This is a genomic window from Deltaproteobacteria bacterium (assembly GCA_023382265.1).
Taxonomy (GTDB): Bacteria; JAMCPX01; JAMCPX01; order JAMCPX01; family JAMCPX01; genus JAMCPX01.
The window spans coordinates 19,339-34,734 of the sequence record JAMCPX010000022.1 but is presented as its reverse complement, the minus strand read 5'-3'; the positions used below and the strand labels follow the sequence as shown (position 1 = coordinate 34,734).

The following is a 15,396-nucleotide window of genomic DNA, read 5'->3' as shown; positions in this document are numbered from 1 at the left end:
AAGTGAGTAGAGTAATAGGGATAGATTTGGGTACCTCAAACTCCTGTGTCGCTTATATGGAGGGGGATTCGCCTGTTGTTATACCGAATGCAGAAGGTGGAAGAACTACGCCTTCTATGGTTGCTTTCAATGATAAAGGCGAATTAATTGTCGGAAATCTTGCAAAGAGGCAGTCGGTAACAAATGCTGAAAATACCGTCTTTGCCGTTAAAAGATTGATAGGAAGAAAATTCGATTCACCAGAGGTCGTTCAAAGCAGCAGGGTAATGCCTTATAAGATTATATGCGCGGATAATAATGACGCGTGGATTGAGATAAAAGATAAAAAAGTCAGTCCGGCAGAAGTCTCTGCCTATATACTTGCAAAAATGAAATATTACGCGGAGGATTTTTTAGGAGAAAAAATTGAAGATGCTGTGATTACGGTTCCTGCATACTTCAATGATAGCCAGAGACAGGCAACAAAAGATGCGGGAAGGATAGCGGGACTTAATGTATTAAGGATCATTAACGAGCCAACTGCGGCATCCCTTGCTTATGGGCTAAACAAGGATCAAAATTTAAAAATAGCCGTTTTTGATCTCGGCGGCGGGACATTTGATATATCCATTCTTGAACTAAATGATGGTGTATTTGAAGTTTTAGCAACAAATGGCAATACATTTCTTGGAGGAGAGGATTTTGACAGGGCATTGATCGGTTTGCTTGTTAAAGAGTTCAAAAACGAAACGGGTATAGACCTTACGAAAGATAAGGTGGCTATACAAAGAATAAAAGATGCAGCAGAGAAAGCCAAGATGGAGTTGTCAACTTTAAAGGAAACAGAGGTAAACCTCCCATTTATTGCATCGGACGGCTCGGCGCCAAAACATCTTACAAAAACGATCAACAGATCACAGTTTGAATCACTTGTACAGGATTTGCTTGATAAGCTTAGTGAGCCGTGTGAGATTGCTATTAAAGATGCAGAACTTAAAAAAGAAGATATAGATAATATCATTCTTGTTGGAGGTATGACAAGGATGCCTGCCGTTGTGGCAAAGGCAGAAAAGATTTTTGGGAAACAGCCTGTAAAAGGTGTAAACCCTGATGAAGTGGTTGCAACTGGCGCTGCAATACAAGGTGCTGTATTGAAAGGGGTTGTAAAAGACATTATCTTGCTTGATGTTACACCGCTATCTCTTGGTGTTGAAACGCAGGGTGGTATTTTTACAAAGATCATGCCAAGAAATACGACGATTCCAACAAGAAAAACCATGGTATTTTCAACAACAGAGGATGATCAGGATTTTGTCAATATCCATGTATTACAGGGTGAAAGGGAGCTTGCAAAGGATAATAGGACACTTGCAAGTTTTCAGCTCATGGGTCTTCCTCCTGCTAGGATCTCTATCGATCTTATAGAAGTAACTTTTGAAATAGATGCAAATGGTATTCTAAATGTAAGGGCAAAAGATCTCGGTACTGGGAAAGAACAAAAGGTCAGGGTCAAAGGCGGGAGCGGCTTAACAGAGGAACAAATAAATGGTATTATAGGTGATGCGCAAAAGCATGAAGAGGATGATCGAAAAAGAAAACAATTGGTAGATCTTAAGAACAGAGCGGATGGACTTGTATACGCTACGACTAATTCGATTGAGGAATACAGGGATTTCCTCACAGAAGAAGATTACGATAAAATTCTATCAGCCATTGAAGATGTAAAAAATAAAAGGAATATGGATGATATAGCCGTACTTCGAGATGCTGTTGATAATTTAAGTACACTGTCTCATAAGATAGCAGAAGTGCTTTATAGAAAAACTCAAGCAGAGGAGAATAATACACAGTGAAGAAAAAAGATTACTACGAGATACTCAACGTCAGCAAAGATGCCAGCGATGTTGATATAAAAAAGGCTTATAGAAAATTGGTATTGGAATATCACCCTGATAAAAGGCCGGGAGATAAAGAAGCGGAAGAAAAGATCAAGGAAATAAATGAAGCGTACAGCGTACTGGGTAATGCTGAAAAAAAAGCACAGTATGATAAGTACGGACACGGTTTTGAAAGGATGAATTCATCTTACGATGATTTGTTCGGTTCGACAACGATCTTTGAAGATTTGATAGGTGATGTTTTTAGTGACTTTTTTGGTACAAGGGGTGCTTCCAATAAAAGGGTTCGCGGGAGAGATGTGGAAACTATTCTTGAATTAGAATTTGAGGAGGCTGTTTTAGGTACAGAGAAGGAAATCCCCATTGAACGCATAGGCTTGTGTGATGTATGCTCGGGAACGGGTGCAAAACCGGGTACAAAACCAATTACATGCAGGACTTGCGGAGGAAGAGGACAAATAAATTATAGGCAGAGTTTCCTTACCGTTACAAGAACATGTAATGTATGCAATGGTGCGGGTTATGAAATAATAGATAAATGCAGGAATTGTGGAGGAACGGGCAGGATAAGAAGGCAGGATAAAATAAAAATAAATATTCCGGCGGGTGTTGACAACGAGAGTGTTTTAAGAATACAGGGTAAAGGTAGTGAAGGTTATAACGGCGGAGCTTCCGGTGATCTGCATATAATAATAAAAGTAAAAGATCACCAGGTATTCAAAAGAGACGGTCATGATATTATACTTGATACGAATATTTCTTTTACACAAGCTGTTCTTGGTGATACTATAAAAATCCCGACTTTATATGGTGAGGAAGAACTTAAAATCACCCCAGGAACAAACTCAGGACAATCATTCATATTAAAACATAAAGGCGTAACGAGTCCTTATGATCGGAGAAAAGGAGATCAGGTTGTAAAAGTTCATATAGAGGTTCCAAAATATGTAACAGAGAGACAAAAGGAGCTTCTAAAAGAATTTGATGAAATCTTAAAAGAAAATAAACAAAATAATGCAAAAGGTATCTTTGATAAAGTAAAGGATCTTTTCCAGTAAAACGTATGTCTTCGCAAGTACCGAAAGTTTTTTGTCCAAGCTGCGGCGAATCGGTTGATATATTCGTAATGATTTCTAACGGAGAGGAACGCATCCATTGTTCCGAATGCGGACTAGATCTTTCTAAAAAAGTGTATAAACAGGAAGTATTGAACAGAATCATTATCGCAGATGATTCCACAATAATGAGAAAGCAGGTTGCTGAAGCACTTATAAACAGTAGGATCTCTATCGATCTTATAGAAAGTGAAAACGGAAGGGCTTTCCTGTCGCGGTTGAGTGAACTTTTTAAAAACAACTTGGATGTGGATCTTGCAATACTTGATGTTAATATGCCGATTATTAGCGGGATAGACGCAGCGAGAACAATGAGGGCAATGGAAACCGGTTTAAAGAAAACAAAAAAAATACCCATTGTATTTTTCTCTGTTGTAAAATGCGATGACAACTTTAAAAAGATAATGAATCTTACAAAACCTGCAGCTTATTTAAATAAAGGGAACAGCACGGATAAGGAACAGTTTAGAAAAAGGCTTATTGATGTTATAGACAGGATCCATAATGTTTGACATAAGACTAATATTAAATTATAGAAGCCTCTAATGAGACAAATAAAATTATTTATAGGTATAATATTTTTTCTGGTGTTAGCCGGTTTATCAAATATTTGTTATGCGGCTGGGCAGTTTGTTATAGATGCGCCTTCTGCAACTGGCGGAACCGGCCTACTGAGAATTAGTATTCCATACTCACTCGACCCGGGGAGTTTTAGTCTTATAGGAGGTATGAATTACTATTATTCAAACGAGCTGTCTATGACCAATGCCTCAAACACAGAGAATATTGGTAGTTTTGGATTTGTTACAGGCGGTTTATACAAAGGTCTTGAAGGGTTTGCAGGTGTGATTGCATCAAGTACACAACAGTATTATCCTCAGTATAGTTCTTATAGCCTCTTGGAATCAATTGCGGATTTTAGGGTTGGACTAAAATATGCTTACAAGATCAATTCTGTGTTCAGTATAGGTGTCAGCGGTAGTATACAAACAATGAGTCAGATCCAGCAACTATTTTATAATTTTTCAGCTACCGGTTTTTACGGCCTTTTGCTTTTTAGCTATGATGCAAGAAGAGATACAAAATTACCACTAATGTTGAATGTGAATTTAGGTTATCATTACGATAACTCGGATAAACTTTTATCTAACAGCTATCTTACTCCACCCGACATAAAAACTGCTCTTGGTATCTATCCGTCGGATCAATATCTTTTTTCATTCGATATATTAGCCCCTATCCCGAACACATTTGTAACTCCGTTTATAGAGTATAATTTAAGGAAAATACTCATAGAAAGTTTTGGGGACAGCCCCCAGAGGATTACCCCCGGAATCAGGATTCAGCCAATAAAACCATTAACAATAGATACCGCCGTTGATATCGGACTGAGTTCTGTACAGAATATAATCGGACACAATATAAGAGCGGTGCCTGCGTGGGATTTATATTTTTCCCTGGCTTATATATTTAAACCTTCATTCATGAAGGCAGTTTTCAGGCTTAAAAGGGTGATGCCCAATCTTCAACTTCTGGTGCCAAAAAATACATTACCTTACGGATGGTTTACGGGTAGCGTTTATGATGCAAAAACAAAAGAAATATTGCCGCGCACTATCATTTCAATAAAGGGTACTAATGTTAAATGTTCCGATATTATTACAGGAATAACGACGAGTACTTATAAATCATGTTTGTTGAATATAGGACCTGTCACAATAGAGGCACGAAAAAATGGTTATGAGAGTGTTACTGTAACAAGGCTTGCTTTACCACATCAGGGTATTACTCAAAACTTTTATTTGAAGAGAATCTATTCATTTGGCAGCTTTATAGGCAGGGTTGTGGATGCGCAGGGTAAACCAATTCTTGCTACAATTAAGTTTGATAAGTGGAACGTTGAAGACGTTTTAACGGATCCGTCAACAGGGTATTTTTCTACAAACTTAAAGCCCGGGATTTATTACATAACAATCCTTGCACAGGGATATCAACCTGTGGTATCAAAAGTAATTATTGCAGAAGGTAAAAAAACAATGCTTGAATTTGTACTAAAAAAATAGGAGAGATAAAAAATGATGAAACACATATTTAAACATAAATACATATATTCAACTTTTCTGCTGTTTATCTTTTTTCTTTTGAATCCGTTAAATGTTTTTTGTGCAGGTGATAGCCTCTTAAGTTCGGACAGTTTCTCAAGCTATTACGACACACACAATATGAAGGATATTGATGCTACTTTAAGTGAATTGAACAGGCAGATGATTAAACTAAAAGGAAGATTATTGTTATTTGGTGAAGGCATTGTCTATAGTATATCACAAGGTGCACCTGTTCAGATTAATCTTAATACATATTTCCCGCACGGTGATTTTGTACCCAAAAAAATAGCTGTTTACATAGATGGTTTTAAATTAAATATTCCTGGCAGCACGTCACTCGCAAAGGCAAAAGATATGATTTTCAACGGCCCCATAGTTCCCGGTAAGCATAGCGTAGAGGTTTATGTACTTCTTCAAACATCCGGTTTCCTCGGTATTGGTGAGGGGAAGAATTATAACTTTACTGCCACGGGTACTCTTGATGCCAGGCCCGGTGTTTTTACCCATCTGGATATAGTTTGTATCGACACAGGTAAAGGAGACACCCCTGCAAGGACGAGTGTAAAATTTGAGCAGTCTGTAAGGCAGCCACCCGGGATAAAATAAATCTTTATGAAAAAATTATTTCTGTATTTAATACTATTTTTGGCTATATCCTTGTTTTTATCCCAATCCAAAGCGGTTGCGGATTTCAAGTATCCCGAGGCTTATAATAAGGACATACTGCCATTGCAGGCCCTATTGGAAAAGGGTATGTTGTTTTATAAACAGGGGAACTATGAGGCTTCCTTGGAATACCTTATAGCTGTTACCGATTCTCTGGATATGAACATGAATGGATGGAGCATGTCGATAGCTCCATTAAAATATTTTATGGGTGTTACCGATTCTACCAATTTTTATAGCATAAAAAATAAAAACGAAATATATTTTACCATATCAAAATGCTTTGGGCATACTGGTGATGTTTTAAGCGCAATTCATTATCTTGTTCCCGTTATTTCAGGAACCAACAATAGAGTACTCCTGAGGTCGGCGATTTTAGAAGGAATTAAATATTTTTATATAGAACATAGTTATAATCTTATGAATGTTATTAATTCGGGCATAAACAGGATGGGAGATGTGTCGGACGATGATTTTGATTTTTCAGCGGGATGGTTTTATCTATTAGCTGGTTATCCTATCAGTGCACAAACCTTTTTTGTTAAGATAAAGGATAATACCGATACGGGTTTAAAAGCGCGTTATCTGTTGGCTGTATCGCTGTTAAAGCAGGGCAAAAAAAAGAAGTCTCAGGATATATTTACCGGATTAATAAATGAGAAGACCTTGGCAAGGAATAGAGAGCCTTATATACTTTCGCTGCTTTCAATTGCAAGGATATTATATGATGCGGGTGATTATAAAGATGCCATGACATTTTACGAGCAAGTACCGAGTACTTCTGTTTATTATACAGACGCTCTTTATGAAGGATCATGGGCTGCCCAGAAAGCGAATGATTTTGCAAAAGCGTTAGAACTTGTAGATAAGCTTATAGCTGATAAAATGCCGAGTCTCGATAAGTTGAAGGCAAAGGTTTTAAAGGGTTATATACTTGTAAAACTTAAAAGATATGATCAGGCAACAGATTATTTTAATGATGTAATAGACCAGTATGATCAGGCTATTCATATATTAAAAACCAATCCAGCATTAGATGTATTGCAGAATAGCAAGAATTGGACAGCAGCAAATGTTGGCTCTTTTATAAGGAGCAGCAGTTTTTATAATCAGATAAATAACATTTATAATAAATCAGCGATGGTGTATCCGAATATGAACGGCCTTAACAGCTTTGTAAAAGAGTCTAAGATGCAACTCGATCAAGATATTTTTTTAAATGATAAGTTACTCAGAGGTTATTCCGTTGGTGTTGAAGATGCAGAGGATTCGGTGTTGAGGATTCTTCTGTCCGAATACTTTAACAGCGCGAAAGACAAGATTTCCATTTTAAAAAGTTTTGATTATGCCGGGCTGTCAAGAGAATTGATGATGCGATATTTTATGACGTTAAGTTCTGCCAGCATGGAAGACATCAATTTGCCGGCTTATGCGAAGGCGCATGAAAACACGTTTTACGTTTATGATCCATACAAAAACATGATGAATTTAGGGCGGGACATAAGTAAAGCACGAACTAATTCTTTGAATTTACAAATGATGATGGTAATGAAGGACGGCTTGCTTAATGATAAAACTAAACCGGTTATGCATGCTGTTCAGAAAGATGAGAGCATGCTTGCAGGTATAAAACAAACAATGGAAAACCTTATAGATTACAAGTACAGAGATGCTTCGAATGAAGCATTAGAACTTAACAATACGTACACCAGTCTGACCTCGGTATGGCTGAAGTATGCAGAGGGATTAACTCTGAAAGACGTGTACAGTAATATTGCAGGCTCTCTGGAGGTTCTTGCATCACAAGCTACTATAGCTTTTATTGATGTAAGAACCTTGAGTAAAGAGGCATATACTGAACGAATTAATAAAGCGTATAATGAAAGTGAAAAGGATGTAAGAAATATAACAAATGAGTATACCAATATGAGAAAGCATGAAGCTGGTATTGTTGGAACTCTCCCGACGACGACCACGATCAATATTGAAAGAGGGAACCTCAATTCGCTTAAGGGATATTTAAATCGTTTGAAAGAGAATATGAATAAACTTAAGGAAATGGAAAAACATATTTGACATGAATATTGTAAACCGCATTATATTATTGATATGTATTGTATTCGCGTTCCTCTCTGCGTTTACTTCTGAACTGAATGCGGATATGATTAGTGATTCTCAATCGGATATCGATACGAGAATAGATATATTGTACACAGTACAACAGATATCACATTTAAATAAAGATGTGAATGCTTTTATCATAAGAAGGGAGGCAGACGCTGTTAATCGTGCAAAGCAATCATTAAAAGAGGCAACAGAAAGTCTTGTTAAGATTGAACACGAGAAAAGGCAAAATGAGATTAAGGGTCTCACCCTGATATTGAATAAGTATCCGTCATCACCTCTGATACCATATGTTATCTTAAGGCTCGCTGAGCTGCACTATGAGCATTCAAATGATCTATTTATGCAGAGCATGCGGCAATTTGAGAAAGGGCTATCAACCGGTAAATCGACAGGCCCGCCGCCTCATATTTCCTATAGTACTTCTATATCGCTCTATAAACGCTTTTTAAGCCAATTCCCTCACAACAAATACGACGCCCTGGCTTACTATTTAATGGGTTACTGCTACGGTGAGGAGGGAAACGAAAAAGAAGCTGCAGACAGCTATATCACTTTGACAAAGCTGTTTCCCGAATCAACATTTATGCCGGAAGTGTGGTTCAGGATAGGGGAGTATTATTTTAATAATGATTTGTTAAGTTCTGCCGAGAATGCATATTCTAATGCAATGAAATATAAGAATAGCCAGTTTTATGATATGGCACTTTATAAATTAGCATGGACATATTATAGAGAAAATAAATATGATCAGGCTTTATCATTTTTTGTCCAGGTTGTTAACAGGGCAGATATGGCTGCCGGCTCAGAAAAAAGAGAGTCCATGAAAAATGAAGCGATAGAGTATATAAGCTTGATATTTGGAGAGAACAAACCTCCAACGGATGCGGATGCCTTCCTAAAAAGTATAAAATGGAACAGGTATTACCCTCTGATTATGAATAAAATAGGCGCAATTTATACAAAGCTTGCCCTTTATGATTTTGCAATTCAGGCATACAATTATACAACTCAAAATGCGCCCGAAACCTTAGACTCGTTAGAGGCTCTTTATGGTGAAATGGAGTTGTACGAAAAGATAGGTAAGTTTAATAACGCGAATGACGTAAGATTAAATATTATACAAAACTATGGTGTTGGTTCGCCATTTTTAGCGGGTGTAAAAGAGAATACGACAAAGAAATATGCTATAAATTTAGTAAAGAAGGCGATGCTATCGCTTGTAAAAGATCTTATTGCATTGCCCAAGCAAAAGCATAAACAACCAACAACCGGGCAGTATCTCAGTGCACAAAAGATCCTTGAAAGCTATATTAGTGAGTTTCCTGGTGATAAAGAGCTGCCCATTGTGTATTTCTTTTATGCAGACATAGCTTATCAGTTAAAGAATTATGCACTTGCGGGTGAGTTCTACAGTAAGGCAGCACTAACGCCTATGTATGAGGATAATAAATATAGAAGTGATGCTGCGTTCGATATGGTCAAATCTTATGAAGAAAATTTGAATATCACCGACACATCAACATACTATAATAAATTAACCGTATTTGTAAATGCGTGCGATATGTATGTATCTCTTTATCCTGAAAATCCTGATTCCCCCAAGATGCTTTACAAGTCAGGAGAGGTCCTATATAAAGCCGATTATTTTACGGATTCTATAAAAGTGTTTCGGAAACTGCTCCTTACGTATCCTAACGACAGCCTTATCATGGATTCCCTTAAATATATTGTTTCTGCATTCATAGCAGATAAAAACGATACAGGGCTTGAGTCGTGGGCTGTAAAAACGTTAAAATACAATATCTTAAGAAATAACAATGAAGCCATCATGTATCTTAAAAATGTGCTCGGTAAACTATGGTTTGTAAAGGCAAATAAGGCTTACGATAAAGCTCAATGGAAAGAAGCATACAGGTATTACAAAAAGGCCGTCGCATACATTAATTCAAATCAGCAGGATAAAACCATTACCATTGATTCTGCGGTTTACAATATGGGTGTTGTTCTTAATAAACTAAATAGATTTAAAGAGGCAAGAAGTGTCTTCAACACACTCATAAAAAACTATCCCTCATCAAAATTTGTTTCTTCTGCCAGGCTGGAACTTGGATTATCGTATGAAAAGGCTTTAAGATTTAACAAAGCGATAGAGATGTATGAGTCAATCATTAATAATTATTCTGAGAGTGATAAAGCAAAAGATGCAATGTTTAACCTTGCCATTCTAAAAGAGAAACTCGGGCAGTATGGTGACGCCGCATCAGAATACGGGAAATATGAAAAGCTGTATGCTTCAAAAGATGAAAAACCGAAGATCGCTTTATTTACAGCAGAAGACTATTCAAAAGCAGGGAACACGGGAAAGGCATTAAATATTTATAAAGATGTATGTTATAATTCTGCAGATGTCAAAATATCGATTCAGGCTTGTTTCAAAGCAGGTAAGATGCTGGAGATTGATTCATCCAGAGAGGCTAAAAAATTCTATGACAGGGTAATATCACAGTTTGACAAGCTTAATGCAAATGAAAATGCGCCATATCTCTTTTACTATGCGGGTGCACGCTTTTTTAATGCAAAAGAGTACTTCGCACTCTATAACTCATTGAAGTTTAAATCCACCGCAAAGCTACAAAAGGTTTTTACTGAGAAGACCAATATGCTTGCAAAATTGAACAAGATATTAACAGGTATAGTTGATCTCGGGGTGCCTCATTACGTAATTGCTGCATCGTATCTTGATGCAAACGCGTATGAACAGTTTTATACCGATGTAATGAATTCACCGGTACCGAAAGGTTTAAGTGATGCTGAACAAAATATTTATATGTCTGTGCTTTCAGAAAAGGTTTTACCCGTAAAGAACAACGCTATTGGTATCTATAAAAAAACGCTGAACAAGGCTTATCAGTTTGGTATTACAAATAAATATGTTGTTAACGCAAAAGAAGGTTTGGATAGACTTGATCCCAACGCCAGTCTTTCATATCCGGATCGGGAATTGAATATACTAAAGACACCTGTACTTCAGGTATCAACAGAGAAGATAAATATAACTGCTGAACACAATGAATCGTATATCAGAAGATTCAGGGGACCGTTTTTATTGTTTTATGAGTCGAATAACGGCTATAGAATAACTACCTTAAATTTAGGGACAGACTAATGTATAAAAAACATTTTGCAATTGAAATTATAATGTGTATACTACTTATTCCATCTGTTGTTTTTGCCGATAATATGATTAACAGAATGGACGAGTTTCATAAAGCAGAGGTAATGTATAAGGTAGGGAATACAAATATGGCGGTAGACGTACTAAAGAATTTATTGAAGCATGACAATACATTCACGCTTGCATACATAGATATTGTAAAATGGCTAACAGAGACCGGGGCTTTTAAACAGGCTATTAGTTATGGCGAAGCTGGTTTAAAAGCTACCAATGGAAACCCGTACGTTGTTATGGAATTAGCGAACGCTTATGAAAAAGATGGGGATGTTCAGCAAACCATAACACTCATACAGGGATTAAACGAAAAATATTTCAAATATAAAAGTATGCTTGAGAATATCGCAGATGCTTATCAGCAGATAGGGTTATCGGAATTGGGATTATCTATTTTGAAAGAGCTTCAAAGCAGATATCCGGATGATCCATACATATACAACAAGCTCGGCATTTTATATTATAAACTCGGAAGGAAGGATCTGGCGCTCGAGTCATTCTCAAAAGCTGCTAAGATACAGCAGGACGATCCTGTAGTACTTAACAACATCGGCATCATTTATTCGGATGGCGGTGATTATAAATATGCTATAAGCTATTATAGTAAAGCCATATTAAGAAAACCAAACTGCGCATACTGTTATTTAAACCTTGGTGTGGCGTATAGATTTATGAATAATTATAATGATGCACTTTATGCATATAAGAAATCTATAGAAATAGATCCCGGGCTCAAAGAAGCATATTATGATCTTTCTGTCCTTGAACAGGGTTACCTTAAAAATTATCCTGAAGCCATAAAGTATTTGGAAAAGTATAGATCATTATTACCGGGAAATGATAAACGGAATATTGAAGTTGAAAAACAGATAAAAAATCTAAAAAATGCTATAAGCGTAACTTTTACAACTACATCCAATGGAGCAAAACAATGAGAAAAACCTTAAGATTTATTCTCTTATTGCTTATAACTTTGTTCGTTGTAACAGGTAATATTTATGCGAAAGAAAAGAATAAAAAAGAAAAATCTACATACGAGAATGTACAATTATCGGGTTTTCTTATAAGAGGCAGGTTACCAAAACCACAGGCTATGTATATTATTCACAAGTCATCTACAGAGATATATGCTGCGAATCCGCTTGAAGCTGATTCAAAAGATTTTTCTAAAAAGATTTATAAAACAATAAACAATAAAACTTTTAAAAATGAGGAGGAGAAAAAATGGGCGGGCCATTAAGTTTTTTAATCAATTTTTTTAAAGAAGGTGGGCCATTCATGTATGCTATATTGCTTGTAGCTGTTTTTGGCTTATCCATAATAGCGGAAAGGTTCATAGTTCTTGTGTTGCTATGGAACCTTGATGGTAAAACTTTTTGGGAAAAGATTAAAAGGTACCTTACAGAGGGTAAGGTGAATGAGGCTAAAATTTTATGCGAAGCCATCAAAGCACCGGTAGCTAAAATATTCCTTCGGGCCATAATCAATTTCCATGAAAGTGACAAAAATATTCAGAATGCTGTGGATGAAAGCGCACTGGAGGTAATACCTGTGGTAGAAAAACGCACGCATTATCTTGCCATGCTTGCCAATGTTTCAACGCTTTTCGGGTTACTTGGCACGATCACCGGACTTATCAAGGCTTTTGCTGCTGTGGGAGCGGCTGATCCGTCACAAAAAGCTGCTTTACTTGCGTACGGTATATCAATGGCTATGAATAATACGGCATTTGGACTCTTTATGGCAATAACGTTTATGCTTGCGCATTCATATTTATTTACAAGACAGACCTCAATAATTGATGAAATAGATGAATTATCTATAAAGATGATGAACCTGATTACACATTTAAAACGAGGTTAAAATGATTGAGAAACCATCTGCGCGAAGTCATATAGATAGGGGTGCCTTAGGGCTTAACCTTACTCCTTATATTGACTTCCTTGTTTCACTCATTGTCTTCCTTATAGCTACGATTGTTGTAGCTCCTGCCGCTATCTTGAATGTGAATCTGCCGTCGGCGAATTCACCCGCAGTTGTTAATAATAAGGTGCAGCCGCAAAAAAACAATATTAATTTAACGGTTGCAATAGACAGTAAAGGATTCACAATAGGCGGAAGCGGCGCTATTTTACCACCGATTCCATTAAAGAATAACGAGTACGATTATAAGGCTTTGTCCGACAAACTTGTTGAGATTAAAAAAATGTATCCGGACACAGAGGATGTCATATTACTTTCAGAACCGAATATAAAGTATGATATCTTAATACATGTTATGGATACTGTAAGACAAGCAACTGTAATAGAAAATGGGGTTAAAGAACAAATGGCATTATTCCCGAATATCTCAATAGGGGAGGTTGTTAGATAATGGCTTATATAAAAGGCAAAAAAAGAGATAGACACGTAATAACTAACCTTAATTTGACACCAATGATAGATGTGTTTACTGTTCTTGTAATATTTCTACTTAAAAATTATTCTGCCACCGGCTACGTCGGGGCAACAGCAAAGGATCTCGTACTTCCTGCATCTACGTCAAACAAACAGCCGCAGGCCGTTTTAACCGTTGCTGTTAATGAGAGCTATATTCTTGTAGAGGGTAAGGAAGTACAGACAATCAATCAGGCTGATATCTCATCACAAACATTATTGTTTCCGCAACTATACAATGCTTTGAAAAAAGAAGCACAGAAGGGGCTTTATTTAGAAAAACTCAGCAAAGGTGCCAATCCATTTAAAGGTGAAATGATGATACAGGGAGATAAAAATATACCGTTTCAATTGCTTGAGAAGATCATGTATACGGCAGGTCAAGCAGGTTATAGTACTATGAGTCTTGAAGTTATGCAGAAGGGCTCATGATATATTATATTTTTTAATAAAAATTATGGCTAATAAACTTACAAAAAAAGCTGTACCAAAATTGGTTATTTACAGGGGTGAAGAACGGCCTGATGTTATTTATTTAACCGATAAAAAACTTTTAGTGGGGACTTCTAATAATAATGATGTAATATGCCGTAAGAATGGTTTGCCAAAATCATACAGGTTATTCGGAGAGAAGCGCGGTGTGTTTTATCTGCGGCTTGTATCATGGCTTAACGGAACTATTCAGATAGGTAACAATACTATTGATCTTAAGGAGTTTGCAAGACTGCATGGAACAAGCGGAAAAATCAAGAAATCAGTAATTTATTTATCAGAGGATGGAAAGGGCAGCCTGAATTTTGGCGATATACATATAGATTTTGAATTTGCCGTACCCCCGCCGCCTCCACCCAAACCAATTACGATCAAAAAGGCTAAGCTTCCAAGAGAGTTAAAAAGGAAATATGTAACAAAAGATACCAGATTATTTTATGTAATTTTAATCTTGATGACTATTATAATGTCGGGTTTTGTGTATATGGTTAATACATTGACTATAAAATCTGCTTATTCGTCTACTGAGCTTAGCGGCATACCGCCAAGGCTGGCAAAGCTGTTAATACGGGTACCAAAGCCAAAAAAGACATTTAAAGGTCAAGCACCGCAACAGACTGAGCAAAAAGAAGTTCCCAAAGAGGGTGGCGGAGCAGGTAAAGGCAAAAGTAGTAAACCGGCGGCTGCACGTACACGACAAGAAATGGTAGCAAAGGTCAGTTCAAAAGGATTGCTCGCGCTTATAGTATCAACAGGAAAATCAACTGGAACGACAGGAGATGTTTTATCTCAAGCACCTGCTATGAATCTTAATAAGGCTTTGAAGGGAATAAGCGGTTTCCAAGTTGCAGGCGGTGCCGGTGAACTAAAGCAGGCAAGAGGTGCCGGACTTGTAGGTGGTGGAGCAGGTATCGCAGGTCTTGGCGGCGGCGGCCGTTATATTGGATTGGGTACAAAAAAGGGTGGGAAAATCGCATCCATATCCGGCGGGGAAGAGGGGGGATTAAATGTTAAAGGTGGTTTATCAAGCGATATAATCAGACAGGTTGTAAATTCTAATCTTGCATCTATTAAGTATTGCTATGAAACGGGATTAAAGAATAATCCGGAATTAAAAGGTAAGGTTACCGTACATTTTGTTATAGGTGCAGATGGTTCTGTTACTCTCTCTCAGATAAAACGTTCAACTATGAACGCCCCTCAGGTTGAACAATGTATTGCAATAGTTATCAAAAGATGGATATTTCCAAAGCCTTACAATGGCGGCACTGTAGATGTAGTATTCCCATTTATCTTTACACCGTCTTTGGGATAAACAAAAAATATAATTATAATATTGATTTTTTGAA

Annotated in this window: 13 protein-coding genes; all 13 read left to right on the top strand. The window is 37.0% G+C overall.

The window, feature by feature from the left end:
- Window positions 1-2: 2 nt before the first annotated feature.
- The 13 genes from dnaK to M1381_04320 are packed head-to-tail and all read left to right on the top strand — an operon-like array spanning window position 3 to window position 15,362.
- Window positions 3-1,832, top strand: coding sequence for a molecular chaperone DnaK (gene dnaK / locus M1381_04380; protein MCL4478322.1), 1,830 nt, complete (start codon window positions 3-5; stop codon window positions 1,830-1,832).
- The gene (gene dnaJ / locus M1381_04375; protein MCL4478321.1) at window positions 1,829-2,935 is read left to right on the top strand and encodes a molecular chaperone DnaJ; all 1,107 of its coding nucleotides are present in this window, start codon (window positions 1,829-1,831) and stop codon (window positions 2,933-2,935) included. The genes dnaK and dnaJ overlap by 4 nt, the downstream gene beginning before the upstream one ends.
- A gap of 5 nt (window positions 2,936-2,940) precedes the next feature.
- Window positions 2,941-3,504: a response regulator gene (locus M1381_04370; GenBank protein MCL4478320.1), complete on the top strand. Its 564-nt coding sequence runs from the start codon at window positions 2,941-2,943 to the stop codon at window positions 3,502-3,504.
- A 33-nt stretch (window positions 3,505-3,537) separates the two neighbouring features.
- Window positions 3,538-5,055 carry a carboxypeptidase-like regulatory domain-containing protein gene (locus M1381_04365; protein ID MCL4478319.1) on the top strand — a complete coding sequence of 506 codons (1,518 nt, stop codon included), beginning with the start codon at window positions 3,538-3,540 and terminating at the stop codon, window positions 5,053-5,055.
- Between the two features lie 12 nt (window positions 5,056-5,067).
- The gene (locus tag M1381_04360) at window positions 5,068-5,703 is read left to right on the top strand and encodes a hypothetical protein (protein ID MCL4478318.1); all 636 of its coding nucleotides are present in this window, start codon (window positions 5,068-5,070) and stop codon (window positions 5,701-5,703) included.
- Between the two features lie 6 nt (window positions 5,704-5,709).
- Window positions 5,710-7,839 carry a hypothetical protein gene (locus M1381_04355; protein MCL4478317.1) on the top strand — a complete coding sequence of 710 codons (2,130 nt, stop codon included), beginning with the start codon at window positions 5,710-5,712 and terminating at the stop codon, window positions 7,837-7,839.
- A gap of 1 nt (window position 7,840) precedes the next feature.
- The gene (locus tag M1381_04350) at window positions 7,841-11,056 is read left to right on the top strand and encodes a tetratricopeptide repeat protein (protein ID MCL4478316.1); all 3,216 of its coding nucleotides are present in this window, start codon (window positions 7,841-7,843) and stop codon (window positions 11,054-11,056) included.
- Window positions 11,056-12,054 carry a tetratricopeptide repeat protein gene (locus tag M1381_04345; protein MCL4478315.1) on the top strand — a complete coding sequence of 333 codons (999 nt, stop codon included), beginning with the start codon at window positions 11,056-11,058 and terminating at the stop codon, window positions 12,052-12,054. The genes M1381_04350 and M1381_04345 overlap by 1 nt, the downstream gene beginning before the upstream one ends.
- The gene (locus tag M1381_04340) at window positions 12,051-12,359 is read left to right on the top strand and encodes a hypothetical protein (protein ID MCL4478314.1); all 309 of its coding nucleotides are present in this window, start codon (window positions 12,051-12,053) and stop codon (window positions 12,357-12,359) included. The genes M1381_04345 and M1381_04340 overlap by 4 nt, the downstream gene beginning before the upstream one ends.
- The gene (locus tag M1381_04335) at window positions 12,344-12,982 is read left to right on the top strand and encodes a MotA/TolQ/ExbB proton channel family protein (GenBank protein MCL4478313.1); all 639 of its coding nucleotides are present in this window, start codon (window positions 12,344-12,346) and stop codon (window positions 12,980-12,982) included. The genes M1381_04340 and M1381_04335 overlap by 16 nt, the downstream gene beginning before the upstream one ends.
- Before the next feature lies 1 nt (window position 12,983).
- Complete coding sequence (locus tag M1381_04330) at window positions 12,984-13,493, top strand: biopolymer transporter ExbD (protein MCL4478312.1); 510 nt, start codon at window positions 12,984-12,986, stop codon at window positions 13,491-13,493.
- A complete protein-coding gene (locus M1381_04325; protein MCL4478311.1) occupies window positions 13,493-13,987 on the top strand; it encodes a biopolymer transporter ExbD in 495 nt (164 codons plus the stop codon). Before M1381_04330 ends, M1381_04325 begins: the two co-directional genes overlap by 1 nt.
- A gap of 25 nt (window positions 13,988-14,012) precedes the next feature.
- Entirely contained in the window at window positions 14,013-15,362 is a 1,350-nt protein-coding gene (locus M1381_04320; GenBank protein MCL4478310.1) for an AgmX/PglI C-terminal domain-containing protein, read from the top strand.
- Window positions 15,363-15,396 lie beyond the last annotated feature (34 nt).

What these genes read in the sequence shown, in the direction of transcription:
- M1381_04335 (MCL4478313.1), top strand. Translation starts at nt 12,344, where the DNA reads ATGGGCGGGCCATTAAGTTTTTTAATCAATTTTTTTAAAGAAGGTGGG.
- M1381_04365 (MCL4478319.1), top strand. Translation starts at nt 3,538, where the DNA reads ATGAGACAAATAAAATTATTTATAGGTATAATATTTTTTCTGGTGTTA.
- M1381_04360 (MCL4478318.1), top strand. Translation starts at nt 5,068, where the DNA reads ATGATGAAACACATATTTAAACATAAATACATATATTCAACTTTTCTG.
- M1381_04345 (MCL4478315.1), top strand. Translation starts at nt 11,056, where the DNA reads ATGTATAAAAAACATTTTGCAATTGAAATTATAATGTGTATACTACTT.
- M1381_04370 (MCL4478320.1), top strand. Translation starts at nt 2,941, where the DNA reads ATGTCTTCGCAAGTACCGAAAGTTTTTTGTCCAAGCTGCGGCGAATCG.
- M1381_04355 (MCL4478317.1), top strand. Translation starts at nt 5,710, where the DNA reads ATGAAAAAATTATTTCTGTATTTAATACTATTTTTGGCTATATCCTTG.
- M1381_04320 (MCL4478310.1), top strand. Translation starts at nt 14,013, where the DNA reads ATGGCTAATAAACTTACAAAAAAAGCTGTACCAAAATTGGTTATTTAC.
- M1381_04340 (MCL4478314.1), top strand. Translation starts at nt 12,051, where the DNA reads ATGAGAAAAACCTTAAGATTTATTCTCTTATTGCTTATAACTTTGTTC.
- M1381_04325 (MCL4478311.1), top strand. Translation starts at nt 13,493, where the DNA reads ATGGCTTATATAAAAGGCAAAAAAAGAGATAGACACGTAATAACTAAC.
- M1381_04330 (MCL4478312.1), top strand. Translation starts at nt 12,984, where the DNA reads ATGATTGAGAAACCATCTGCGCGAAGTCATATAGATAGGGGTGCCTTA.
- M1381_04350 (MCL4478316.1), top strand. Translation starts at nt 7,841, where the DNA reads ATGAATATTGTAAACCGCATTATATTATTGATATGTATTGTATTCGCG.